20 protein-coding genes and 1 riboswitch are annotated in these 24,693 nt (G+C 70.7%); of the genes, 12 read left to right on the top strand and 8 right to left on the bottom strand.

The window, feature by feature from the left end; genetic code table 11:
- The first annotated feature begins 10 nt into the window (after positions 1 to 10).
- The 3 genes from OG758_RS22025 (at position 11) to OG758_RS22015 (ending at position 5,346) form a co-directional block, all read left to right on the top strand.
- Positions 11 to 1,717, top strand: a complete 1,707-nt coding sequence (locus tag OG758_RS22025) for a serine/threonine-protein kinase (RefSeq protein ID WP_326711582.1) — start codon at positions 11 to 13, stop codon at positions 1,715 to 1,717.
- A gap of 128 nt (positions 1,718 to 1,845) precedes the next feature.
- The gene (locus tag OG758_RS22020) at positions 1,846 to 3,474 is read left to right on the top strand and encodes a succinic semialdehyde dehydrogenase (protein WP_326711581.1); all 1,629 of its coding nucleotides are present in this window, start codon (positions 1,846 to 1,848) and stop codon (positions 3,472 to 3,474) included.
- 30 nt (positions 3,475 to 3,504) lie between these two features.
- Positions 3,505 to 5,346, top strand: coding sequence for a GMC family oxidoreductase (locus OG758_RS22015; protein WP_326711580.1), 1,842 nt, complete (start codon positions 3,505 to 3,507; stop codon positions 5,344 to 5,346).
- Positions 5,347 to 5,413: 67 nt separating this feature from the next.
- Here OG758_RS22015 and OG758_RS22010 read toward each other — a convergent pair whose 3' ends face one another.
- On the bottom strand, positions 5,414 to 6,436 hold the full coding sequence (locus OG758_RS22010) for an LAETG motif-containing sortase-dependent surface protein (protein ID WP_326711579.1): 1,023 nt from the start codon (positions 6,434 to 6,436) through the stop codon (positions 5,414 to 5,416).
- A gap of 300 nt (positions 6,437 to 6,736) precedes the next feature.
- On the opposite strand from OG758_RS22010, the gene OG758_RS22005 reads away from it, so the two are divergent.
- Positions 6,737 to 7,462: a hypothetical protein gene (locus OG758_RS22005; RefSeq protein ID WP_326711578.1), complete on the top strand. Its 726-nt coding sequence runs from the start codon at positions 6,737 to 6,739 to the stop codon at positions 7,460 to 7,462.
- Between the two features lie 601 nt (positions 7,463 to 8,063).
- Here OG758_RS22005 and OG758_RS22000 read toward each other — a convergent pair.
- Positions 8,064 to 8,375, bottom strand: a complete 312-nt coding sequence (locus OG758_RS22000) for a chorismate mutase (protein WP_326711577.1) — start codon at positions 8,373 to 8,375, stop codon at positions 8,064 to 8,066.
- 321 nt (positions 8,376 to 8,696) lie between these two features.
- Here OG758_RS22000 and guaA point away from each other — a divergent pair, with 321 nt between their 5' ends.
- Positions 8,697 to 10,283: a glutamine-hydrolyzing GMP synthase gene (guaA, locus tag OG758_RS21995; protein WP_326711576.1), complete on the top strand. Its 1,587-nt coding sequence runs from the start codon at positions 8,697 to 8,699 to the stop codon at positions 10,281 to 10,283.
- Between the two features lie 112 nt (positions 10,284 to 10,395).
- Here guaA and OG758_RS21990 read toward each other — a convergent pair whose 3' ends face one another.
- The gene (locus OG758_RS21990) at positions 10,396 to 10,875 is read right to left on the bottom strand and encodes a pyridoxamine 5'-phosphate oxidase family protein (protein ID WP_326711575.1); all 480 of its coding nucleotides are present in this window, start codon (positions 10,873 to 10,875) and stop codon (positions 10,396 to 10,398) included.
- Positions 10,876 to 10,992: 117 nt separating this feature from the next.
- On the opposite strand from OG758_RS21990, the gene OG758_RS21985 reads away from it, so the two are divergent.
- The 3 genes from OG758_RS21985 to OG758_RS21975 all read left to right on the top strand — a co-directional run bounded on the left by OG758_RS21985 (position 10,993) and on the right by OG758_RS21975 (position 13,876).
- Complete coding sequence (locus OG758_RS21985) at positions 10,993 to 11,784, top strand: class II aldolase/adducin family protein (RefSeq protein WP_326711574.1); 792 nt, start codon at positions 10,993 to 10,995, stop codon at positions 11,782 to 11,784.
- 173 nt (positions 11,785 to 11,957) lie between these two features.
- Positions 11,958 to 13,223 (top strand): hypothetical protein, encoded by a 1,266-nt coding sequence (locus OG758_RS21980; RefSeq protein ID WP_442810341.1) that lies wholly within the window; start codon positions 11,958 to 11,960, stop codon positions 13,221 to 13,223.
- Positions 13,224 to 13,348: 125 nt separating this feature from the next.
- Positions 13,349 to 13,876: a DoxX family protein gene (locus OG758_RS21975; RefSeq protein ID WP_326711572.1), complete on the top strand. Its 528-nt coding sequence runs from the start codon at positions 13,349 to 13,351 to the stop codon at positions 13,874 to 13,876.
- 117 nt (positions 13,877 to 13,993) lie between these two features.
- On the opposite strand, the gene OG758_RS21970 is transcribed toward OG758_RS21975, so the two are convergent.
- Both OG758_RS21970 and OG758_RS21965 read right to left on the bottom strand, forming a co-directional pair.
- Positions 13,994 to 14,218 (bottom strand): hypothetical protein, encoded by a 225-nt coding sequence (locus OG758_RS21970; protein WP_326711571.1) that lies wholly within the window; start codon positions 14,216 to 14,218, stop codon positions 13,994 to 13,996.
- Positions 14,205 to 15,596, bottom strand: coding sequence for a PspC domain-containing protein (locus OG758_RS21965; RefSeq protein WP_326711570.1), 1,392 nt, complete (start codon positions 15,594 to 15,596; stop codon positions 14,205 to 14,207). Before OG758_RS21965 ends, OG758_RS21970 begins: the two co-directional genes overlap by 14 nt.
- A gap of 162 nt (positions 15,597 to 15,758) precedes the next feature.
- Here OG758_RS21965 and OG758_RS21960 point away from each other — a divergent pair, with 162 nt between their 5' ends.
- A complete protein-coding gene (locus OG758_RS21960) occupies positions 15,759 to 17,048 on the top strand; it encodes an ATP-binding protein (RefSeq protein WP_326711569.1) in 1,290 nt (429 codons plus the stop codon).
- A complete protein-coding gene (locus tag OG758_RS21955) occupies positions 17,045 to 17,770 on the top strand; it encodes a response regulator transcription factor (protein WP_326711568.1) in 726 nt (241 codons plus the stop codon). Before OG758_RS21960 ends, OG758_RS21955 begins: the two co-directional genes overlap by 4 nt.
- An 82-nt stretch (positions 17,771 to 17,852) precedes the next feature.
- Here OG758_RS21955 and OG758_RS21950 read toward each other — a convergent pair whose 3' ends face one another.
- Positions 17,853 to 18,923: a C40 family peptidase gene (locus OG758_RS21950; RefSeq protein ID WP_326711567.1), complete on the bottom strand. Its 1,071-nt coding sequence runs from the start codon at positions 18,921 to 18,923 to the stop codon at positions 17,853 to 17,855.
- A 293-nt stretch (positions 18,924 to 19,216) separates the two neighbouring features.
- On the opposite strand from OG758_RS21950, the gene OG758_RS21945 reads away from it, so the two are divergent.
- Positions 19,217 to 19,570: a hypothetical protein gene (locus OG758_RS21945; protein WP_266561052.1), complete on the top strand. Its 354-nt coding sequence runs from the start codon at positions 19,217 to 19,219 to the stop codon at positions 19,568 to 19,570.
- A 25-nt stretch (positions 19,571 to 19,595) separates the two neighbouring features.
- Here the strand turns inward: OG758_RS21945 and OG758_RS21940 are convergent, their stop codons facing one another.
- A complete protein-coding gene (locus tag OG758_RS21940; RefSeq protein WP_326711566.1) occupies positions 19,596 to 20,543 on the bottom strand; it encodes a tellurite resistance/C4-dicarboxylate transporter family protein in 948 nt (315 codons plus the stop codon).
- 27 nt (positions 20,544 to 20,570) lie between these two features.
- Positions 20,571 to 21,752, bottom strand: a complete 1,182-nt coding sequence (locus OG758_RS21935) for a C40 family peptidase (RefSeq protein WP_326711565.1) — start codon at positions 21,750 to 21,752, stop codon at positions 20,571 to 20,573.
- An 8-nt stretch (positions 21,753 to 21,760) separates the two neighbouring features.
- Positions 21,761 to 21,910, bottom strand: a riboswitch (cyclic di-AMP (ydaO/yuaA leader).
- A gap of 268 nt (positions 21,911 to 22,178) precedes the next feature.
- Between OG758_RS21935 and pcrA the strand changes: the two genes are divergently transcribed.
- A complete protein-coding gene (pcrA, locus tag OG758_RS21930) occupies positions 22,179 to 24,689 on the top strand; it encodes a DNA helicase PcrA (protein ID WP_326711564.1) in 2,511 nt (836 codons plus the stop codon).
- Positions 24,690 to 24,693: the final 4 nt, after the last annotated feature.

Raw genomic sequence — 24,693 nt, 5'->3', positions numbered from 1 at the left:
GCATGGGGGCATGAGTAACGACGGGGGACCCGCCTACGGCCCGAACGATCCGACGAGCTTCGGACTCCGGCCGCCGCAGCAGCCGCACACGCCTCGGCAGGGGAACCCGTACGCCCAGGAGCCCCCGGCGCCGCAGCAGCCCCCCACCGCGTATCCCCAGCCGCAGCCCTTGCATCAGCCGCCGCCCACCCAGGTCGTGCCGCCGCGGCAGAGTGCGGAGTCCGAGCCGGGCGCGGGGCGCCTCATCGGCGGGCGCTACCGGCTCCTGAGCAAGCTCGGGCACGGCGGTATGGGCACCGTGTGGCGGGCCAAGGACGAGACGGTGGACCGTGAGGTGGCGGTCAAGGAGCCGCGCGTCCCCGACCATCTGCCGGAGCGTGAGCGGACCACCGTCTTCGAGCGGATGCGGCGCGAGGCGCGTGCGGCGGCCCGGCTCGACCATCCGGCCGTGGTCAACGTCCACGATGTAGCCGTCGAGGACGGACAGCCGTGGATCGTCATGGAGTTCGTGCAGGGGCGCACGCTCGGAGACGCGCTCCAGGAGGGCACGCTCGGTGCCCGCGACGCTGCCAGGATCGGCCTCGAAGTGCTCGGTGCCCTTGAGGCCGCGCACGCCGCGGGCGTCCTGCACCGCGACGTGAAGCCCGACAACGTGATGCTGGGCCGCCACGACCGTGTGGTCCTCACCGACTTCGGCATCGCCCAGATCGAGGGCGAGACCAATCTGACGGACACCGGCGGCTTCGTCGGTTCGCCCGAGTTCATCGCCCCGGAGCGCGTCCTCGGGCAGCGCCCGGGCCCCGCCTCCGACCTGTGGTCCCTCGGCGTCGTCCTGTACGCGGCGACGGAGGGTGTGTCGCCGTTCCGCCGCAACAACACGCCGGCGACGCTCCAGTCCGTGATCAACGCGACCCCGGCGGCGCCCGCCGCGGCCTGGGGCCCGCTCGCCGAGGCCATCAACGGCCTGCTCGCCAAGGACCCGGCCCGGCGCCCGAACGCGGCGCGTGTGCGGGACCTCCTGGAGCGCGCGGCCAACCCGCCGGAGCAGCCGCCCACCCAGGTCGTCCAGCTCGCGGGCCCCGGCGGCAAGGGCGTCAGCCTCAGCCGCAAGGCGCTGCTCGGCGTCGGCGCGGCGGTTGTCGCGGCGGCGGTGGTGGCGTACCTGGTGATCGCGGATCCGTTCGCGGGGCCGCTGCCGGACGGGTGGCAGGACCATCAGGAGAAGACGCTCGCGGCGACGTTCGCGGCGCCGCCGGAGTATGTGCGGTTCCAGGCGGACAACAGCATCACCAAGACCGATCACTGGGTCTCCTTCCGGGATCCGAGCTACGCGGTCTCGATCACGCTCTCTCTCACGAAGCAGTCCGAGGACAGCCTGAACGCGATCGCGAGCTCCGCGTCCGCGCAGGCCTACAAGGACTCCGACGAGATCAACAAGGGCGACAACTCGAAGATGGCGGACAAGCCCGCTCCCCACAGCAGGACTGCCAAGACCACGTACAACGACCGCGAGTCCGCCGAGAACACCATCACCTACACGGATGACTCGGACTCCGACGCCCCCAAGCCGCGCGAGGCGAAGGTCTTCTACTACAAGGCCAGGTCGGGCAACATGTACCAGCTCTGGATCGACTACCCGGGCAAGGGCGACTTCCTCGACCGCGGGCGTGAGGTGGCGAAGACGGCAATTGCCAACCTGGATATCCAGAAACTGTGACCGTCGCACGCTGACAACCCGCTGATCAGGGGCTTTGTTGCCAGCGATCGCTGGCGGCGTGTGAGTGCTTGGTGAAACCTCGTTACCCGTGGGTACCCAAAACGTTGACGGGCGCTTACGCTCGCGCCATGACGGACTCGCAGGCCATCTCCAAGGACCGTACGGACAAGACCGGCACGAACCCGGTCGCCCCCGCCCCGCAGGGCGCGCGTACCGCGGCCGACGTGGTGACGCCCGAGCTGGTCGCCCAGCTCACCAAGGGTGTGGCCGGCTCGGGCCGCACCGCCAACCACACGCCGTTCACCGGCGAGAAGCTGGCGGACCTGCCCGAGTCCACGCCCGAGGACGTCGCGAAGGCCTTCGAGCGGGCCCGCGCCGCGCAGGTGGTCTGGGCGAAGGTGCCCGCGCGGCAGCGCGCCGCCGTGCTGCTCCGCTTCCACGACCTGGTGCTCGCCCGCCAGGCCGAGGTCCTCGACCTGATCCAGCTGGAGACCGGCAAGGCGCGCCTGCACGCGCACGAAGAGGTCCAGGCCGTCGCCGTCGCGGCCCGCCACTACGGCCGCAAGGCCCCCGCCTATCTGAAGCCGAAGCGGCACACGGGCGCCGTCCCGACCCTCACCAAGGTCACCGAGCTGCGCCAGCCGCGCGGTGTCGTGGGCCAGATCGCGCCCTGGAACTACCCGTTCGAGCTGTCGGTCGGTGACGCGCTCCCCGCGTTCGTGTCCGGCAACGCCGTCGTCATGAAGCCCGACACGGAGACCTGCCTGACGGCGCTGTGGGCGCGTGACCTGCTCGTCGAGGCGGGGCTGCCCGCCGAGGTCTTCCAGGTCGTCCTCGGTGAAGGCCCGGTCGTGGGGCCCGAGTTGGTCAAGCACGCCGACTACGTCTCGTTCACCGGCTCCACCCGTACGGGCCGCGAGGTCGCCCAGGGCGCCGCCGCGCGCCTCGTCGGCGTCTCGCTCGAACTCGGCGGCAAGAACGCGATGCTGGTCCTCGAGGACGCCGACATCGACAAGGCGGCGGCCGGCGCGGTCCGCGCCTGCTTCTCCTCCGCGGGCCAGCTCTGCATCTCCATCGAGCGGCTCTACGTCCACGAGTCGATCGCCGACGCGTTCGTGGAGCGGTTCGCCACGCGCACCAAGGCGATGCGCCTGGGCAAGTCCCTCGCGTACGGCGCCGACATGGGATCCCTGGTCGGTGAGCGGCAGTTGGAGACGGTGACGCGGCACGTCGACGAGGCCGTCGCCAAGGGCGCGAAGCTCGTGGCCGGTGGCGTCGCGCGCCCCGACATCGGCCCGTACTTCTTCGAGCCGACCATCCTCGACGGCGTCGAGGCGCCGATGGCCGTCTGCAACGAGGAGACCTTCGGCCCGGTCGTCTCCATCTACCGCTTCACGGACGAGGACGAGGTCATCGGCCTCGCCAACGGGACGCCGTACGGCCTGAATTCCTCGGTCTGGACGAAGGACGCGAAGCGCGGCCACGCCGTCGCCTCCCGGCTGCGCACCGGCACGGTGAACATCAACGAGGGCTACGCGCCCGCGTACGGCAGCGTCCAGTCGCCGATGGGCGGCATGAAGGACTCGGGCCTCGGCCGCCGCCACGGCTCCGAGGGCATCCTCAAGTACACCGAGGCGCAGACCGTCGCGCACCAGCGGATCATGCCGATGGCGCCGTCGTTCGGGATGACCGACGAGAAGTACGCCGCGTTCATGAGCCGCAGCCTGAAGGCGATGAAGACCTTCCGTCTTCGTTAGAGCACCACCCGTTCTCAACGAGGAGAGCCAGTGTCACAGGAGAACTCTGCCCGGAGTGAAGCCGGGAGCGCCGACGACGCCGCGTACGACTACGACGTCCTCGTCGTCGGCTCCGGCTTCGGCGGCTCCGTGTCCGCCCTGCGCCTGACCGAGAAGGGCTACCGCGTTGGCGTGCTCGAAGCGGGCCGCCGCTTCTCGCCCGGCACGCTGCCGAAGAACTCCTGGGACCTCAAGAACTATCTGTGGGCGCCCAAGTTCGGCATGTACGGCATCCAGCGCATCCACCTCCTCGGCAACGTGATGGTCCTCGCCGGGGCGGGCGTCGGCGGCGGCTCGCTGAACTACGCCAACACCCTCTACGTGCCCCCGAAGCCCTTCTTCGAGGACCCGCAGTGGAAGGACATCACCGACTGGCAGGCCGAGCTGAAGCCGTACTACGACCAGGCGCAGCGCATGCTGGGCGTGCGGCTCAACCCGACCATGACGCCCGCCGACGTCCACCTCAAGGCGGCGGCCCAGGACATGGGCATCGGCGACACGTTCCACATGGCGCCGGTGGGTGTCTTCTTCGGCGACGGCAAGGACGCCGGCGGCGGGGACGGGGCCGGCTCGGCGAAGGTCGCGCCCGGCACGCAGGTCGACGACCCGTACTTCGGGGGCGCGGGCCCGGCCCGCAAGGCGTGCACCGAGTGCGGCGAGTGCATGACGGGCTGCCGCCACGGCGCGAAGAACACGCTCAACGAGAACTACCTGTACCTCGCCGAGAAGGCGGGCGCGGTCGTGCACCCGATGACGACGGCCGTCTCCGTCACCGACGACTCGCAGGGGGGCTACGCGGTCGCGACGCTCCCGACGGACGACAGGAAGAAGGGCGCGGGCCGTACGTTCAAGGCCCGGCGCGTCATCGTCGCGGCCGGCACGTACGGCACGCAGACCCTGCTGCACCGGATGAAGTCTGGCGGCCAACTCCCTTATCTGTCGGCCAGGTTGGGTGAGCTGACGCGCACGAACTCCGAGGCGCTCGTCGGCGCCCAGACCAACAACCGCCGCTACAAGAAGCGCCACGGCAAGCCCAAGGTCGACTTCACCCAGGGCGTCGCGATCACGTCCTCGATCCACCCGGACGAGAACACGCACATCGAGCCGGTCCGCTACGGCAAGGGCTCGAACGCGATGGGCGGCATGACGATCCTTCAGGTCCCGTACGCGCAGGGCTCGTCCCGCGTGGCCGGGTGGCTCGCCAACGTGGCCAAGCACCCGACGCTGCTGGCGCGTTCGCTCTCCAACCACCGCTGGTCCGAGCGGACCATCATCGGCCTGGTCATGCAGTCCCTCGACAACTCGCTGACGACGTATCTGAAGCCGGACGGCGTCGGCAAGGGCCTGCTCACGGCCGAGCAGGGCCATGGCGCGCCCAACCCCAAGCAGATCAAGGCCGCCGTGGACGCCGCGTCCACGATCGCCGCCGAGATCAACGGCTTCGCGGGCTCGAACATCGGCGAGCTGATGGGCACCCCGCTGACCGCGCACTTCCTGGGCGGCTGCCCGATCGGCGACTCCCCGGAGACGGGCGTCATCGACCCGTACCACCGCGTCTACGGGCACCCGGGCATCTCGGTCGTCGACGGCGCCGCGGTCACGGCGAACCTGGGCGTGAACCCGTCCCTGACCATCACGGCGCAGGCCGAGCGCGCGATGTCGTACTGGCCCAACAAGGGCGAGGAGGACCCGCGTCCGGCGCAGGGCGTGGCGTACGCGCGGCTGTCCGCGGTCGCGCCGAAGAACCCGGCGGTCCCGGAGGACGCGTTCGGCGCGCTGAAGCTGCCGTTCCTGGGGATGCCGGCGGTTCCGCCGAAGCCGACCGGGAAGTAGCCCCGGACACACGAAAGGACCTGCGCCCCCCTCCGAGCGCAGGTCCTTCTCGTTTCCCTACGGGGTGTTACGCGGCGGCGCCGGCCTTGCGGCGACGCACGGCGAACACGGCACCGGCACCGGCGACGACGGCGACGCCGCCGATCAGGCCGATGGTCGGGACCATGGAGGACGAACCGGTCTCAGCGAGGCTGCCGGTCACCTCCTGGGTGTTGTTGTCGTTCGGCTTCTCGGACGGCATCGGAACCTTGCCGCCTTCCTGCGGCTTGGTCCCGTCGGTGTCCGTGCCGGGCTTCACGATCTGGATGATGTAGCTGGCGGACGTGTCGCTGAGGCAGTCCAGCTCGTCGTCGTTGTAGAAGCCGCCGCCGATGGTCAGACCCTCACCGATGGGGGCGCCGGCCTTCACGTTCAGGCGGAGCTGGTAGTTGACGGACTTGCCGGCCTTGATGCCCGACAGGTCGAGGAAGCCGAACGAGTAGCCGTCGCCGTCGTCGATGTCGACCCAGGTGCCGTCGACCTTCGCCTGGAGGCGGACCTGGCTCGCCTTGTACGCGTTCTCGGCGTTCTCGTCGTTCGGGCCGACGCCCGCGTAGAAGATGGCCTCGTCGAGGTCGGACTTCGTCGGGTTCTTCACGTTGAGGGTGAAGCCGTGCCAGCCGCTGCCGGCCGCGATCTTGCCGGGCAGGCCGCTGAGGGAGACGGACAGCTTGGACTGGTAGTCCTCGTTGTCCACCTCGCAGATGCCGGTCGGGTCGGTCGGCTCGTCCGACGGCGTCGCGGACGCGGACGGCGACGGCGACGTGGAGTTGGACGGCGTGCTGGACGCGGAGGCGGCCGGCGTGGTGGTGCTGCCCGTGGAGGGAGTGGTGCTGGTGTTCTCTGCGGGGGTGGAGCTGGTGGTCTCCGACGGAGTCGTGGGCTCGGAGGCCGGCGTGGTGGTGGCAGCCGGGGGGGTCGTCTCGTCCGAAACCGCTGCGGGGACGTCGGGCGCCTCCCCGTCGGCGAACGCGGCCGGCGCCGACAGCAGCGCGATCGGGGCTATGGCAGCCGTCGCGGCCGCGGCGGCCAGGACACGGCGAAGCTTCATGAAGACCTCGGAAAGTCCGGCGTACTGCTATGGCGCAGTACGAGCTGAGAGGCCTCCGCGTTGTGGGGTCGCGGGTGTGGCCGTTGGTTCCGCACATGTGACCGGCAACCCCGGGAAATGGTTGCCCTCGACCTCACACGATTCTTATGTGAGTTGGCTCACCCGGGGCTCCGTACAACCTTTGTGGCGATCTTCGATCGTTACGCAAAGCGCTGGCAAAGAGGGCCGGTCGCGGGCTTGGATGGCGCCTCGGTACGGGCCGACGCGTGGCGCCGTGCCACAGAGGACGAAGGTGGGAATGTGAACTCAGGTGTGAGGCGTGCCGTGGCGGCCGCCGCCGTGGTCGCGGCGCTGGGCGTGACGACGGCGTGCGGAGGGTCCTCCGAGACCGACGACGCCAAGAAGCCGGCCGCTTCGGAGAAGACCTCGGCGCCGGCGAAGCCCGCCGAGGAGGGCGCGAAGACGCTCACCGCGGCCGAGCTGGAGAAGGCCGTCGTCGCCACGGGCGACGTCAAGGGCTACAAGGTCGAGAAGGTGGGCAAGAGCGACCTGCCGCCGGCCGAGAGCGTCCCCGCGAAGCCGGCCGCGTGCCAGCCGCTCGCCGACATGTTCATGTTCTCGACCCAGCCGACGGCGAAGGACCGGGTCGTGCGCACGCTCATGGCGACGGACGAGCTCGACCCCAAGGTGACCTCGCTCGCGCTGCTCGCGCACGACAGCGCCGACGCCGCCGAGGTCATGAAGGGCCTGCGCACGGCCTCGAAGAACTGCACCGCGTACGAGCACGTCGACTACAAGTACAGCGGCGTCAAGGAGCGGCCCGCGCCCGACGCGGGTGACGAGGCGGTCTCGTACGACGTGAAGGGCGTCATCGACGGCGACAAGGTCCCGATGACCTTCACCGTGGTGCGCAGCGGCTCGACGGTCGTGGCCTTCTACACCATGAACATGCTGGACTCGAGCAAGACCGACGTGCCGCAGGTGATCGTCGCAGCGCAGCTGGCGAAGCTGGGGAAGACCGTCTGATCCGCACGGTCCGGATCGGCTTGTGGGCGTAGAGAAGGGCCCCGCGGACGCGTCCGCGGGGCCCTTCGCCTTCAGCACCGACGTCAGGGCGGCGTCGGTGCCGGGGGAGCGGCGCCGGGGGGTTGCGCCGCTGGTGCGGGTCTGCCAGGGTCGCCACCCCGGCGCGCGGTGGCGCGCGGATGGGGCGGACCTGCGGCAATTCACTTGTGCAGCCCGGGACGTGGGGCTTTGTGGGGTGTGGGGGTTTCCTGCGCATCGTGCTCGCGGGTCTGTCGTGCGCGCAACCGTTTCGACCGACCGTTTCGACCACAGGGGCGAAGGGTTCTGCTGGGAGGCCGACCGGCCCCGGGCGTCCCCGGGACCGGCCGTTCTCTTGGGTGACCGGGCTGCTGTCCCCTGCCGTCCGGTCACAAACGCTGGAGCGAGGTCCCACGACGTACGGCATGGATCCCTACGTCTCATCGCTCCAGCGGAGCCACGCGTGGATTGAGCGGGCCCGCCCCTGGCTGGCACGGACATCGGGACCAACGAAGGGTGCCGCGCACCGGTCACGCGCCGTACGGGTGAGAGCGGATCCGAACGTGGGTGCGTCGCGTAGGCCTCAGACCCGGCCGCGGCACAGCTCCAGGAGTGTCATCGCGAGGCCGGTGCCGGGCTTGCCGAGGGCGTCCCGGTAGTGGCCGAGGACCTCCAGTTCGCGGGCCAGGTTCACGCGGCGCCCGCCCGAGGTGATCCGCGCCTCCTGGATGACGGCCGAGACGGCCATCCGTTCCTGGATCAGGCCGATGATCCGGTCGTCGAGCGCGTCGATGCGATCGCGGGCGCCGGTGATCACATCGGCGGCCTCGGAGGTGCGGGCGCCGGTCTTCTCGGCGCTCGTGGCGGTGGTGCTCGTGGTGGTGGTGGCAGTCATCCTGGGGCTCCTCGTCGTATGGGGACGGGTGTCCCGGAGCGGCAAGGACCGGATACGACAGAGCGCCCCGGGCCTTGTCGGCCCGGGGCGCCCGGTAAGTCGCTTGTCAGGTGATCAAGCAGCTCGACCATGGCAGCCGGCGGGCCGGTTGCCATAGGTAAAGATGAAGTCGATGCGGTGCTTGGTCACAAGACCAGTATGCCCCGGCACGAGGGCCCCGGCCACCGCGTCCGTGGGATGAGACGAAGAGTCTCCCCGCGGGCCCGTTAGAATCGACAAAACAGACCCCTGCTCGTGTTCCACCGCCGGAAGGCCGCCGCCGTGCCATCAGCGTCCCCCGCTGCCGCCCCTGACACCGTTCTGGTCGTCGACTTTGGTGCGCAGTACGCCCAGCTCATCGCCCGCCGCGTCCGCGAGGCCCGCGTCTACAGCGAGATCGTGCCGAGCACCATGCCGGTCGAGGAGATGCTCGCCAAGAACCCGAAGGCGATCATCCTCTCCGGCGGCCCCTCGTCCGTGTACGCGGAGGGCGCCCCGCGCCTGGACCGCGCCATCTTCGAGGCCGGCGTCCCCGTCTTCGGCATGTGCTACGGCTTCCAGCTGATGGCCACGACCCTCGGCGGCACCGTCGACGACAACGGCGCCCGCGAGTACGGCCGCACGCCGCTGACCGTCTCCCGCCCCGGCTCCACCCTCTTCGAGGGCACCCCGGCCGAGCAGCCCGTGTGGATGTCGCACGGCGACGCCTGCTCGGCCGCGCCCGAGGGCTTCACCGTCACCGCGTCCACGGACGTCGTGCCGGTCGCGGCCTTCGAGAACGACGCGAAGAAGCTGTACGGCGTGCAGTACCACCCCGAGGTCATGCACTCCACGCACGGCCAGCAGGTCCTCGAGCACTTCCTCTACCGGGGCGCCGGCATCGAGCCGACCTGGACCACGGGCAACGTGATCGAGGAGCAGGTCGCCGCGATCCGCGAGCAGGTCGGCACGAAGCGCGCGATCTGCGGCCTGTCCGGCGGCGTCGACTCCGCGGTGGCCGCGGCCCTCGTGCAGAAGGCCATCGGCTCCCAGCTGACCTGCGTGTACGTCGACCACGGCCTGATGCGCAAGGGCGAGACCGAGCAGGTCGAGAAGGAGTTCGTCGCCTCGACCGGCGCGAACCTGAAGGTCGTCGACGCGAGCCAGCGCTTCCTCGACGCGCTGGCCGGCGTCTCCGACCCGGAGACCAAGCGGAAGATCATCGGCCGCGAGTTCATCCGCGTCTTCGAGCAGGCGCAGGCGGAGATCGTCGCCGAGGGCGCGGCCGACGGCGAGGACGTCGCGTTCCTCGTCCAGGGCACGCTCTACCCGGACGTCGTCGAGTCCGGCGGCGGCACCGGCACGGCGAACATCAAGTCCCACCACAACGTGGGCGGCCTCCCCGAGGACCTGGAGTTCGCGCTCGTCGAGCCGCTGCGCCAGCTCTTCAAGGACGAGGTGCGCATGGTCGGCGCCGAGCTCGGCCTGCCGGACGACATCGTCCAGCGCCAGCCGTTCCCGGGCCCCGGCCTCGGTATCCGCATCGTCGGCGAGGTCACCAAGGACCGGCTCGACCTGCTGCGCGAGGCCGACGCCATCGCCCGCGAGGAGCTGACGGCGGCCGGTCTCGACCGTGACATCTGGCAGTGCCCGGTCGTCCTGCTCGCGGACGTCCGCAGCGTCGGTGTCCAGGGCGACGGCCGCACCTACGGCCACCCGATCGTCCTGCGCCCCGTCTCCTCCGAGGACGCCATGACGGCGGACTGGACGCGCATGCCGTACGACGTCCTGGCGAAGATCTCGACCCGCATCACGAACGAGGTCGCGGACGTCAACCGCGTCGTGCTCGACGTGACGAGCAAGCCGCCGGGCACCATCGAGTGGGAGTAGTCGCTCCCCGACACCGTGTGTGAAGGCGCCGCCCACTGCTGCAAGCAGGGGGCGGCGCCTTCGCGTGTGCCGTTTGTGTGTGCTGAGCGTGTGCCCTTGCGTGCTGCGGGGCTCAGGTGCGCTTGGCGGTGCGTACCGGCTCGCCCGGCTTCCACACCTGTACGACCAGGTACTTTTCGTCCTCGATGAAGGTGCGGGTGACCTCGGTCAGCTCGGTGCGGAAGAGGTGGAAGTCGTCCGGATCGGGCACCTGGACCGAGTCCGTGTACGAGGTGATGACCTCGGGGTCCTCGACGAGCAGCGCGCGGCCCGAGATCCGTACGTCCCCGCCGCCCATGCCGGTGCCGTCGCCCGGGTTGGCCTGGATGGCGAAGCGAGGGTCCCGGAGCAGATCGCGGGCCTTGAGCGAGCCCGGCATCATGCCGAGCCAGAACTCCCCGTGCAGGAACCGAACCTCCAGTCCGCTCGTGCGCGGCGAACCGTCCCTGCGGAGGGTCGCCAGGATGTGGTGCTGGAACTGGCCGAAGCGCTCCTCGACCGTCTTGGCGAGGTCCGGTTCGGCCGCGGTGAATGTGGCCCAGTTCGACGTCATACGTCGAGTCTGGCGCTCATACCCGACACCTGCTGTCCGGTATGAGCGGCAGTTCGGCGCACTCTCTTCACCGCCCGCCTCTGTCCTCCTGCGCTCCTCGGAGGTAACTTCCGCTCCATGTCCACGCAGACGCCCCCGCCGGTGCCCACCGAACACCTCCAGTTCGCGATGCCCCCCATCCATGACTCCCCGGCCGGCGAGCGTCGGCACCGCAAGGAGCGGCTCGCGGGCGCGCTGCGCATCTTCGGGCGTCTCGGCTACGAGGACGGGGTGTCGGGGCACATCACGGCGCGGGACCCGGAGTACGACGACTGCTACTGGGTGAACCCGTTCGGGATGCCCTTCAAGCACGTCACCGTGTCCGACCTGGTCCTCGCCAACGGGGACGGGCAGGTCGTCGAAGGCCGCCGCCATGTGAACCAGGCCGCGTTCACCGTCCACGCCCAGGTCCACCGGGCGCGGCCCGACGTCGTCGCCGTCGCGCACTGCCACTCGCTGCACGGGCGGGCCCTGTCCACGCTGGGCGAGCTGATCGACCCGATCACCCAGGAGGCGTGTGCCTTCTACGAGGATCACGCGCTGCTCGACGAATACACCGGCGTGGCCGTGGACCCGGACGAGGGGCGGCGGATCGCGTCCGCGCTCAGCTCGAACAAGGCGCTCATCCTGCGCAACCACGGGCTGCTCACCGTGGGCGGCTCCGTCGACTCGGCCGCGTGGTGGTTCCTGTCGATGGAGCGCTCCTGCCAGGTGCAGCTCGCCGCGCGGGCCGCGGGCCGCCCGATTCTGATCGACCACCGCAAGGCCGTGTCTACCCGGGAGCAACTGGGCGGCGACCTGGTCGCGTGGATCAACCATCAGCCCCTGTGGCAGGACATCAGCAGTGCGGAGCCGGATCTGCTGTCCTGAGTACGGGGCTGTGGCCTCGGGGGTCAACACCGGCGTTCACCGTTCACCCTCTCTGACCGGACCTGGCGGCCCTGGACGGCCTTGCGTACGGCACAATTCCCAGTCATTACACGGAAGTTGACGTGCGGCCGTTCGGGTCGGGCGGGCTCCGGATGGGAAGGCGGGCGTACCGGGTGGCGGTCCAGGAGGCGCGAGAGGGAACGCACAGCGGGGGCTGCACCTGCGGCGACTGCCCGCACGGAGCGCGCGAAGGGCACCGCAGGGCCGTGGCCGCGTTCCTCGCGAAGCGGGACGAAATGGCGGCCGGGCAAGGGCTGCCCGCCGCCGTCGCGCACTCGGCCGGCGCATCCCGCCAGTGGGTCTCGGACGAACTGACGCAGTCCGCGCGGGACATGGCCGATCGCGGGCGCGCCGAGGGTGACGCCTGGCTCGCGGGGCTGTGGCCGCGCACCGTCGGCGTGGTGTGGGGCGGGTGCGCGCTGCTCCTGATCGTGCAGGCGCTCACGGCGATCGGCGCGGGCTGGACGACGGCGCGCACGGCCGGACTGCTGGCGGCGGTCGTCGTGGGCGGCCTCCTGACCGGCGCGGCCTACGTCCACCGGGCGGCCGGCGGGGTACTCGCCCCGGTCGTCGGCGAGGACAACCGCCTGTCCACCTCCCGCGCCGTCGCCGCCTGCTGGGTCCTCGTCGTGGTCTACGTGGTCCTTGTCCTGGCGGGCGAGCTGGCCGGCGCCTCCGGCCACCGCGAACGGGACGCGCTGATCGCGGGTCTCGAACTCGCTCGGGGAGCCGGGGTGGTCACCGTCCTCGCCGTCGTCTGCGGGATCGCCGTCCTGGTGCGCCGGGTCGTGGGGCTGCGCGTGCTCGGCCAGCGCCTGCAGAAGGTGCGCGCGGACCGGCCGCGCGCCGCCGACCTGCTCACCGACGACTCGGGACGCGGCACCTTCGCCGACATCCAGTACGTGCTGATCTCGGCCGTCGCCCTGGTGTTCGTCGCGGTGCGCCTCGCCCGCCGCCCCGGACAACTGCCGGATCTGCCCTGGGGGCTCGCCCTGCTGGTCCTGGTCTCGGCGGCCACGTATCTCGCGGCCAAGTACGCGGAGGGCGGCCGGCCCGTGATCCTTTCGGTCGTGCGGTCCCGTGAGGCCGGGGACCTGGACGCGCCGATCCGCACCGGCGACGACATCGAGATCCGCGGAGCCGGCTTCGTGCCGCCCGGCGCGGCCACCGCGGACCGGCTCGCCCGCATGGTCGTCCGCATCGGACCCGTGCACGTCCACGTACCTCTCGTCCCGGTGCAGGGCGGCTTCACCAACCCCACCGACTCGGCCCTGACGGTCCCGGTCCCCGTGGACGTCGAGCCGGGCCGGGTCGACGTCCAGGTCGTCACCGCGGCGGGCGTGGAGACGAACCGGTGCGCGATCGACGTCGCGGACTGAGTGCCCGCGTCCGGCCTGCGGTAATGACCAAACGTTACTGAGCAGTCGCGTCCACTCGTACGTATGGTCTGGGGACGGGCAATTTTGCGGGCACCGATGCGGGCGCGAGAGGCGGCGGACGGGCGATGGCTCATGGCATGCGGACGGACACCCATACCAGTTACGTGAATGGCAGAGGCAGCTGGCGGGACAACGCTCAACGGTTCGCACTCCTTCCCTTGCGGATCTTCCTCGGCGTCACCTTCATCTACGCGGGGCTCGACAAACTGACCAACAGCGCGTTCCTCCACGCCACCGGATCGGGGTCGATCGGTGAGCAGATGCGCGGCGTGCGGGACATCTCCGCCATCCCCGCCATGGTCGACCTGGCGCTCAAGAACCCGGCCGGTTTCGGCTACGCGATCGCCTTCGGTGAACTGGCCGTCGGCATCGGCACGTTGATCGGTCTGCTCGCCCGGCTCGCCGCGGTCGGCGGGATGCTGATCTCGCTGAGCCTGTGGCTGACGGTGAGCTGGGCGACCGAGCCCTACTACCTGGGCAACGATCTCGCCTACCTGATGGCGTGGCTGCCGCTGGTGCTTGCGGGGGCGTCGGTGTTCTCGGTGGATGCGATGCTTGCGGCTCGGCGCCGGGCCCGGGGTGGGTTGAGCTGACGGGACCCTTGTGTGCGGCGACGCGTCCTTTTCCCGGGGGCGCGTGTTGTGGTTCGGCCGCGGGGCGGGTGCGGCTGGGCGCACCCCCCGCGCCCTTACGGGGCGCCTCTCGCGCCCTTACCGGGCGCCGGAATCCGTTACGTGCGGTCTTTGGCGGCGGCGGATCGCGTAGGTTGCCGTGCCTGCCGCTCCGGCCAGGAACAGGCCGGCGGTGACTACCGGGATCACCGTGAACCACGGCAACTCCCAGCTTCCCAGCGCGTCGCCCAGGTAGACGGCTCCGGCAGCGGTCAGGAACAGGCCCGCGATCAGCTTTCCCGGCTGGAACTCATGACGTGGCACGGGCCACCTCCGCCTGTCCGACACCGACTTCGAGCCGCAGCTCGACCGTGCCGCCGTCCTTGCTGCCCACCGGAGGTGTCAGGGTCACCCTTTGCTCCTGTCCCGGACGGATGTCCACGTCCTGTGTCTTTTCGTCCGGCAGCCGGATGTCACCGAGGCCCACCTCGGCCCGCAGTACGACCGTCGCGTCCTTCGGCACGACGACCTTGAGCTGCCCCGCCCCGACCTCCGCCCGTGTCGTCAGCGTCTTGCCCTTGCCGACGTCGATCCCGCTCAGATCCAGCGTGCCGACGCCCGTCCCGAGCTCGTATCTCGGCGCGACCTGGGCGACGGAGGCCGGGGTCCAGTTGGTGCGCACCCAGTGGGTGGTGATGTTGGAGGGGAGCACCGCCGACGCGGCGAGGAGCCCGGCCGTGATGACCGCGAGGACGATCGAGCCGGCTCCGGTCCGCCCGACGAAGGCGCTGAGCGCGATGCCCAGGCCGAAGACGACGAGCGCGCACGCGAGACCGGCCTGGAGAGCCGTGCCGAGCGGGTGGCCGTGCCACGTCGCGGCGGTGCCCGCCCAGCCCCCGGCCAGCGCGAGGAGGAACGTCCAGCCACCGATCCAGCGCGGCCCGCGCTGCTTGGGCGCTCGGCTTTCCGGACCGCGGGAGGGGACGTCAGGGCCCCAGACCGTACGGTGCGCGGGCGCCGTGGGCTCGTAACGGATGTCGACGCCGCTGTCGGGCCCCCAGAAGTACCCGGTCCCGCCGACGTGCGTGCCGTCCTTCACTATCGGGTCCCGCCACCAGGAAGGCGCCCCGGTGACCGGCGGTGCCTGGGCCTCGGGCGGCGCGTCGGCCACCGTCTGCGCGGCCAGGGGGTCGGGGTCGGCCGCTCCGCGCTGCTGGGACCAGTACCCCGCGCCCGCGAGGAGCAGGGCGAGGACGGCGGCGAAGGTGAGCACCCCGCCGTTGTTCAGCATGGAGAGGAAGAGTCCGCAGCCGACGAGCGCGAAGAGCACGGCCGTCAGCGCCGGGCCGTCCACACGACCGGAGAGGAGCTTGCGCGCCTCGTTCTCCTCTTCGTCGTCGTACGGGACGAAGAGCCAGGCGAAGCCGTAGAAGATCAGGCCGAGCCCGCCGGTCGCGGCGAGCACGGCGAGGCCGATCCGGAAGATCACCGGATCCATGTCGCAGTGCCGGCCGAGGCCCGCGCACACCCCGCCCAGCGTCCCGTGCCGGCGGTCGCGCCGGAACTTGCCCGGCGGCGCGGGGACGCCGGGCTCCTGTCCCGGTGCGGGCGGCGCGGACGCACCGCCGGAGCCGCGCCCGGACACCGCGTCCTGCGGCTGCCCGGCCTGCGCTCCCGTCGAGGCGTGCTGGTGATCTGTCATGCGTCCATGGTGACGGGCGCAGGTCCGCCGCGGCAGTCGGGACGACCCTGGACGAACCCTGAAATCGCCCCTGACGGCGCTCGGGGCCGGGCCGGAGATCAGGGGAGTCTCCGGGCTCAACCCTGATGCCCGGGGTCCGCCCCACGTGTGACCATCAATGGCATGCCGGAAGCCGCAGCACCACCCGTTGACGTCCCGCGGCCGCCGCGCAAGCTCTACCGCTCCAGCGACGGACGCTGGCTCGGTGGAGTGGCGCGGGGGCTCGCCGGGCATCTCGGCCTGCCCGTGATCTGGGTGCGGCTGGTCTTCGTGGGCCTGTTCATGGCGGACGGCCTCGGCGCGCTCCTGTACGCGGCGTTCTGGTTCTTCGTCCCGCTCGGCGTCGGCGGCGTGGGCAGCGAGCGGCCCCCGGCCTTCACCACGGAGACGGCGCAGGACGGGCGGCGCCGACTCGTCGCCCGCAAGCCGGACAAGGGGCAGATCGTCGCCCTGCTCCTCATGGTCGTCGTGTCGATGGTGTTCGTCGGCAACGTGAATCTGGCGGGGAACGCGAAAGCGTATCTGTGGCCGGCGCTCCTCGTCGGTGCGGGCGTGGCCCTCGTCTGGCGCCAGGCCGACAATGCGCGCCGGGCCCGCTGGATGGAGGTCGGGCGCCGCAAGCGCACGCTGAATCTGGCGCGGGCCGCGGCCGGTGTCGTACTCGTCGGGGCCGGTGTCACCGGGATCTTCGTGCTCCAGGGGTCGGCCGAGCACCTCGGCTCCATCCTTCAGGCCGCCCTCGCCGTCCTCGTCGGAATCGCACTCCTCGCGGGCCCTTATCTCGTGCGCATGACGCAGGATCTGTCCGAGGAGCGCCTCATGCGGATCCGCGCGCAGGAGCGGGCCGAGGTCGCGGCCCATGTCCACGACTCGGTGCTGCACACGCTCACGCTGATCCAGCGGAACGCGGAGAGTGCGAGCGAGGTGCGGCGCCTGGCCCGTGCCCAGGAGCGCGACCTGCGGGCCTGGCTCTACAGACCGGAGGGGAACGGGAAGGACGAGGCGGAGGAGCCCGGCACGGTCGCGGAGGCGGTCAAGCGCAGCGCGGCCGAGGTCGAGGACAAGCACGGAGTGCCCCTCGAGGTCGTGGTGGTCGGCGACTGCCCGCTCGACGACGGTCTCTCGGCACAGATGCAGGCCGCGCGGGAAGCGATGGTGAATGCCGCCAAGTACGGTGGCGAGGGCGGTGCGGTCCAGGTCTATGCCGAGGTCGAGGAGGAGACGGTGTTCGTGTCCGTACGCGACCGGGGCCCCGGCTTCGACCCTGACTCGATTCCCGCGGACCGGATGGGCGTACGAGAATCGATCATCGGCCGGATGGAGCGCAACGGCGGCACGGCGCGGCTGCGCGCGGTGCCGGACGGTGGCACGGAGGTCGAACTGACCATGAAGAGGGCGGAGAAGACCCCATGAGTGACGAGCAGGTCAAGCCTGACGCGACCGCGGCGAGCGCACCGGAGACGGAGCCGGTCGGCCGTCACGCACGCGTGGTCCTCGTCGACGACCACCGGATGTTCCGCACCGGCGTCCAGGCGGAGATCGGCCGCACGGAGACGACGGGTGTCGAGGTGGTCGGCGAGGCCGCGGACGTGGACCAGGCGGTCACGGTCATCACGGCCACACGCCCGGAGGTCGTCCTCCTCGACGTGCACCTTCCCGGTGGCGGCGGCGTCGAAGTCCTGCGCCGCTGCGCCCCGTTGATGACGGCCGCCGACGACCCGGTCCGCTTCCTGGCCCTTTCCGTCTCGGACGCGGCGGAGGACGTCATCGGCGTCATCCGCGGCGGCGCGCGCGGATACGTCACCAAGACGATCACGGGCACGGACCTGGTCGACTCGATCTTCCGCGTCCAGGACGGCGACGCGGTCTTCTCGCCGCGCCTCGCGGGTTTCGTCCTCGACGCGTTCGCCTCGACGGACGCTCCGCCGGTCGACGAGGACCTCGACCGTCTGACGCAGCGCGAGCGCGAGGTCCTGCGCCTGATCGCCCGCGGCTACGCGTACAAGGAGATCGCCAAGCAGCTGTTCATCTCCGTCAAGACGGTCGAGTCCCATGTCTCGGCGGTCCTCAGAAAACTCCAGCTGTCGAACCGCCACGAGCTGACGCGGTGGGCTACGGCGCGGCGCTTGGTGTGACGGTCCGGGGGCCGGGGGCGCGCCGTCAGGGGTGCGCACCGGCCCGTGCCGGCGCCGGGCTCAGCCTCCGCACCGCACCGGCTCACGCCACCCGCGTAGCCCCCGCGAAGGGCATCTGGTCGATCGGGGCGATGCGGACCGGCGCGCTCGGGTTCGGGGCGTGGATCATTTTGCCGTTGCCGATGTAGAGGCCCACGTGGCTGATGCCCGAGTAGAAGAACACCAGGTCACCCGGCTGCAGTTGGGAGCGCGGGATGCGTGGGCCCGCGTTGATCTGGGAGTACGTCGTGCGTGGCAGGGAGATGCCCGCGGAGCGGTACGCGGCCTGGGTGAGGCCGGAGCAGTCGAAGGCGTTCGGGCCCGTGGCGCCCCACACGTAGGGGCTGCCGAGGGCGTTGTAGGCGTAGGCGATGGCCGCCGCCGTGCGGGAGTCCGGGGCCTTCGGCAGGGCGCCGGACGGCATGTCACGGGAGGAGTCCGAGCGGGAGGCGCGGTCGGCCGCGCCGGTGTCGCCGGCGCCCGCTCCGACGCCGGCGCGCTCGGCCGCCGGAAGCTGGTCGAGCAGACGCTTCGCCTCGGCCAGCTTCCCGGTGACCGCCTTCTTCTGCTTCTTCAGCTCGCCCTGCCGTTTGCGCAGCTCGGCGAGCCGGCCGTCGGCCTCGGAGCGCAGCTGTTCGATCTGCCGGAGCTCGCGCTGCACGCGCCCCACCGCAGAGGCCTGCCGGGTGCCGAGCCGGTCGGCGAGCGCCGCGTTGTCGAGGTACCGGGCGGGGTCAGAGGACAGGACGAGTTGGACCGCCGGGTCGAGGGCGCCGGTGCGGTACTGCGCGGCGGCGGCTGAACCGAGCGCTTCACGCTGGGTGTTGAGCCGGTCCGTCCTGCGGGCCGCCTCGTCACGCAGGGAGCCGAGCCTCTTCTCGGCCTTGTCCGCCTTCTCCTTGGCGCCGTTGTACTTCTCGGTGGCCTTCTCGGCCTCCTGGTAGAGCCGGTCGACCTTCGCCTTCACCTGGCTGGGGGTGAGCCGGGGGTCCGCGTGTGCCGCGCCGTCCAGGGCGGTGGCGGTCGCCGCGGAGGCGAGAGCGAGGGTCGCCGCGGTGCGGGCCGTGGGGCCGGTGAGCGAGCGCTGTCGGGGCTTACGGTGCGCTGCCGACACGAGGGGCACGTCCTTCCGGTACGTACTGCTTACGCGTCCGGCGGCGGCCCGCACAGGGGAAGCGGGCCGCCGCCGGACCTTTCTCGGCGGTAGGTGCCCGACTACCGCCCCTGAGCGGGGCGGCGGTGGGGAGCCGGTCACCTGAGGAAGGACGCTAAACCTGACCGTCACGGGTTGGTGACGGATTGTCCGCAACTGGCCCGTGTGTTCCGTGAGTGACCGTATGTGACCGGCGAGGGATCGGTGCGGGCCGGTTCATGGGGGCAGTGAGGCCCCGGCTAGGCTCGCCGGTCATGGACGTACTCATCCACCTCTTCGTCGGCCTGCACATCATCGGCATCGCCTCGCTCCTCGGTGGGTTCCTCACCCAGATGAAGGCGATGGGCAAGGGAACGGCCCGGTTCGTCCCGGCGATGCTGCACGGTGCGCTGACCATGCTGGTCACGGGTGTCGTCCTCGTGGGCCTGAATCAGGCGGACGGCAACACCGTCAACAACATCAAGATCGGCGTGAAGCTCGCGCTGCTGATCGTGATCCTCGGCCTCGTGTACGTGAAGCGGGACGACGAGAAGGTGGACAAGGGCCTGTTCGGCCTCGTCGGCCTCCTGACCACCGCGAACATCTTCATCGCGGTCCTCTGGACCTGAGCCGGCACGGTCCTGTGGACCTGAGTCAGGCGGGTGTGCGGGACCTGAACGTCCCGAACAGGGTGGCGAGCCACGCGGCCACCGCGATCCACACCAGTACCTGCCCCGGCCCCTTGAGCCAGGGCACATCGGCGGCGGCGCTCACGGACAGTGCCGCCGCCGCTGTCATTCCCAACGGGAAGACCGTCGACCAGCGCCGCACGTCGTAACGCGGCCTGGGCCACCGCACCTCCGCCACCGCCAGCACGACGTACCAGGCCACATCGAGCGCGAGCAGCAGGAAGCTCATGGTGCGCAGGACGTCCGTGTCGTCCTTGTTCCACAGGCCCGTCGCGACGAGCTTCGACGCGGCGAGTGCGGAGATGGCGAGCGCGCCGCCCGCGACCCACTGGTCCCCGGCGCCGGAGGCCACCTCGCGCAGGTCGAAGTGGAGCAGCGCCAAGCAGTACAGGACGATCCCGCCCCAGAAGAGCACCATCCCGGTGAACCCGAGCCAGTGCGCGCCGACCGCGGGCACGAGCGTCGCCGCCAGGACGACGAGGCCCTGCGTCGCGACACAGCCGAGGAACACGGCCCCCGGCATCCGCGGCTTCCAGTGCCGTACGACGTTGATCAGGAGCATCGGCCAGACGAGAGCGGCCAGGGCGAGGAGCGCCTCGGCCAGGGTCTGCCAGCCGAACATGGAGATCCGGGTGCCGAGGACGGCCGTCGCCGCGACCGCGGTGAGCGCGGGCGGGGTGTCGGCCTCGGAGTGCCAGCGGTCGCGCTCCCGCAGCAGCCGGCTCGCGAAGTCCGTCGCGAGGACCAGCCAGAGGGCGGCGGCGAGCACCAGTGTGATGCCGGACAGCACCGAGTGACCGGTCAGGTTCAGGCCGACCGAGATGATGCCGGTGGCCATGACGGCGGCACCGGCGGCCGGCGGGAGCTGGGACCACGTGGGTCCGGGACCTGGGGTTGCGTTCGGGCCGCGCACCGCCCGAACGTAACCCCACGAAGGCGGTCAGGCCGGGCGCACCACGCTGTGGATCGGCATGTAGTAGATCGACTCGACGCGCACGTTCGCGCCCGGCTTCGGGGCGTGGATCATCTTGCCGTCGCCGATGTAGATGCCGACGTGGCTGATGTCGTCGTAGAAGAAGACCAGGTCGCCGGGCTGGGCGTTGGCCGTGGTGACGGTCGTTCCGACCTTGACCTGGTCCCAGGTCGTGCGCGGCAGCGAGATGCCGGCCGCCTTCCACGCGGCCTGCGTGAGGCCCGAGCAGTCGTACGAGTCCGGGCCCGTGGCGCCCCACACGTACGGCTTGCCCATCTGGGACTCGGCGAAGGCGATGACCTTCGCGGCCTTGGCGGTGTAGCCACTGCCGGTGCTGCCGGAGCCCGTACCCGTACCCGTACCCGTACCCGTGCCGGAACCGCTGCCCGTGCCCGGGTTCTCCTTCTGGCGCGCCTCCTCGGCCGCCTTGCGCTTGGCCTCCGCCTCGGCCTGCTGACGCGCCAGCTCCTCCGCCTTCTTCCTCGCGGCCTCCTGCTTCTTCTTCTCGATCGCCGCGAGGCGCGCCTTCTCCTCGGCGGTCAGCTTCGACAGGAGTTCGCGGGCGTCGCCGAGCTTCTGCTGGACGTCCCTCTTCGTGCTCCTGAGCGTGGCCTGCGAAGTGGTCAGCGTCTCCAGGCTCTTGGCCGCCTCGGTGCGCTTCTTCGTGGTGGCGGCCTGCTCGGTCTGGTAGTCGTCGACGGCCTTCTTCTGGCGGCTCGTGAGCCGGCTCATCAGCTGGTCCTGGTCGAAGTAGTCCTGCGCGTCGTCGGCGAGGAGCAGCGTCGCGGTGTCGGAGACGGCGCCGGTGCGGTACTGGGCGGCGGCGAAGGTGCCGAGCTCCTGGCGGGCCTTGTTGAGCTTCTCGGTGCGCTGCGCGACGTCGTCGAGCAGGTCGCCGACGTGCTTCTGCTGCTTGGTGGTGCGCTCCTTGGCCGCGTTGTACTTCTCCGTGGCGACGCCCGCCTGGTGGTAGAGGGTGTCGACCTTCTTCTGGACCTCTTCCAGGCTCGGCTTCGGCGGCGCGGAGGGGGCGGCGGTCGCGCTCTGCGAGAGCAGGGCTATGGAGGTGAGGGCCGCCGTGGTGATTCCGACGACGGGGGCCGTGCGGGGACCGGCCGTCCTGCTGCGCGGCTTGCGGTGCGACGCCAAGGGGCGCGTCTCCTTCCCATGACCGCCTACCGGGTTAGCTGTCGGGTTCGGGCGGAGATTCGGAAGGCTGCCCTACGGTCGCGCCCTGACGGGTCGTCGGCCGATTCACCCCAAAGGTCGTGGGTCCCCGGTTCCATGCCTCTCGGCGTACTGAACTCAGCGGGGGCGACCCGTTCGCGGCGCGGTTGCCGGCGGGGGGACGGGCGGCCCGCGGAGCACGCTAGCCAACTCGTGTGGCTGCTGTGAAGGTTGATGTTCGATATGCCCGATACATTTTCGTGACCTTCGGCAATCTCGTTCGTGACCTCCGGTAACTCTCACGGAGGGTGATTTCCGCACTACGAGAGGTGGCCGGAGCTGCGAAGTCGGAGGGAAGTTTCCGGGGCGGCCGTGGGTGTCAGTGGGGCGGCCTAGACTCGTAGAGCGATGAGCAGCCTCTTTGACGACAGCTTCCTGGCGGACCTCACGGCTTCGAAGGCCAGTGAGGAGCATGCCCCGCCGCCGCCCGAGGACGACACGGCTCCGGAGCACGTTCCGGACGACCTGTTCGACGGGAAGTTCGACGTGCCCCCGGCCAGGGACGCGTACTACCGGGACGGCGCCCCGCGCCCCGCGCTGGACCCGGCGGCGCTCCTCGACGGGCTGAACGAGAACCAGAGGGCGGCCGTGGTCCACGGCGGCTCCCCGCTGCTCATCGTGGCGGGCGCAGGTTCCGGCAAGACCCGTGTGCTCACGCACCGCATCGCGTATCTCCTCGGCGAGCGCGGCGTGCACCCCGGCCAGATCCTCGCGATCACGTTCACGAACAAGGCCGCGGGCGAGATGAAGGAGCGCGTCGAGTCCCTCGTCGGCCCGCGGGCGAACGCGATGTGGGTGTCGACGTTCCACAGCGCCTGCGTCCGTATCCTGCGCCGCGAGTCGAAGAAGCTCGGCTTCACGTCGTCGTTCTCGATCTACGACGCCGCCGACTCCAAGCGCCTCATGGCCCTGGTCTGCCGCGACCTCGACCTGGACCCGAAGAAGTTCCCGCCGAAGTCCTTCAGCGCCAAGATCTCGAACCTGAAGAACGAGCTCATCGACGAGGAGGACTTCGCGGCTCAGGCCGCCGACGGCTTCGAGAAGACCCTCGCCCAGGCCTACGCGATGTACCAGTCCCGCCTCCGCGAGGCGAACGCGCTGGACTTCGACGACCTGATCATGACGACGGTAAACCTCCTGCGCGCCTTCCCGGACGTCGCCGAGCACTACCACCGCCGCTTCCGCCACGTCCTGGTCGACGAGTACCAGGACACGAACCACGCGCAGTACGCGCTGGTCAGGGAGCTGGTGGGATCGGTCGACAGCGGCCGCGCGGAGGACGAGCCGCCGCGTGAGGGCGATCTCCCGCCGGCCGAGCTGTGCGTCGTGGGTGACGCCGACCAGTCGATCTACGCGTTCCGCGGAGCCACCATCCGCAACATCCTCCAGTTCGAGGAGGACTACACCGACGCGACGACGATCCTGCTCGAGCAGAACTACCGCTCGACGCAGACCATCCTCTCCGCGGCCAACGCGGTCATCGAGCGCAACGAATCCCGCCGCCCCAAGAATCTGTGGACGAACGCGGGCGCGGGCGCGCAGATCACCGGCTACGTCGCGGACACCGAGCACGACGAGGCGCAGTTCGTCGCCGACGAGATCGACCGGCTCACCGACGCGCGCGACGCGAAGGCCGGCGACGTCGCCGTCTTCTACCGGACGAACGCGCAGTCCCGTGTCTTCGAAGAGATCTTCATCCGCGTCGGCCTGCCCTACAAGGTCGTCGGCGGAGTCCGCTTCTACGAGCGCAAGGAGGTCAGGGACGTCCTGGCCTATCTGCGGGTGCTCGCCAACCCCGAGGACTCCGTCCCCCTGCGCCGCATCCTCAATGTGCCCAAGCGCGGCATCGGCGACCGTGCAGAAGCGATGATCGACGCGCTCTCCCAGCGCGAGAAGATCTCCTTCCCGCAGGCGCTGCGCCGCGTCGACGAGGCGTACGGAATGGCGGCCCGCTCGACGAACGCGGTGAAGCGGTTCAACACGCTGATGGAGGACCTCCGCACGATCGTCGAGTCGGGCGCGGGCCCGGCCACGGTTCTGGAGGCCGTGCTCGAACGGACCGGCTATCTCGCCGAGTTGCAGTCGTCGACGGACCCGCAGGACGAGACCCGCATCGAGAACCTTCAGGAACTCGCGGCCGTGGCCCTGGAGTTCGAGCAGGAGAGCGCGACGGCGGACGGCGCGGCCGAGGGTGAGGGCGAGGCGAGCGTCGGTACGCTCTCCGAGTTCCTGGAGCGGGTCGCGCTCGTCGCCGACTCCGACCAGATCCCGGAGGAGGAGGACGACGGCTCCGGCGTCATCACGCTGATGACGCTGCACACCGCCAAGGGCCTCGAGTTTCCGGTCGTCTTCCTGACCGGCATGGAGGACGGGGTCTTCCCGCACATGCGCTCCCTCGGCCAGGTCAAGGAGCTGGAGGAGGAGCGCCGGCTCGCCTACGTCGGCATCACGCGCGCGCGTGAGCGCCTGTATCTGACGCGCTCCACGCTGCGCAGTGCCTGGGGCCAGCCCTCGTACAACCCGCCGTCGCGCTTCCTGGAGGAGATCCCGGACGCGCATCTGGAGTGGAAGCGGACCGGGGCCATGGCGCCCGCCAAGTCGACCGGCCCGACGAGCGGCATCGCCGCGTCCCTCTCGTCGTCGCGCTCCCGCACGACACCGGCGTTCGCCACGCGCCGGGCGACGGAGAAGCCCGTCGTCGCGCTCTCGGTGGGAGACCGGGTCACGCACGACCAGTTCGGCCTCGGCACGGTCGTCGGCGTCAAGGGCACGGGGGCGAACACGGAGGCGACGGTCGACTTCGGCGAGCCCAAGCCGAAGCGCCTGCTGCTGCGGTACGCGCCGGTGGAGAAGTTGTAGGGAG

This window comes from Streptomyces sp. NBC_01474 (assembly GCF_035918215.1).
GTDB lineage: Bacteria > Actinomycetota > Actinomycetes > Streptomycetales > Streptomycetaceae > Streptomyces > Streptomyces aureus.
This window is presented reverse-complemented; position numbering and strand designations above follow the sequence as displayed.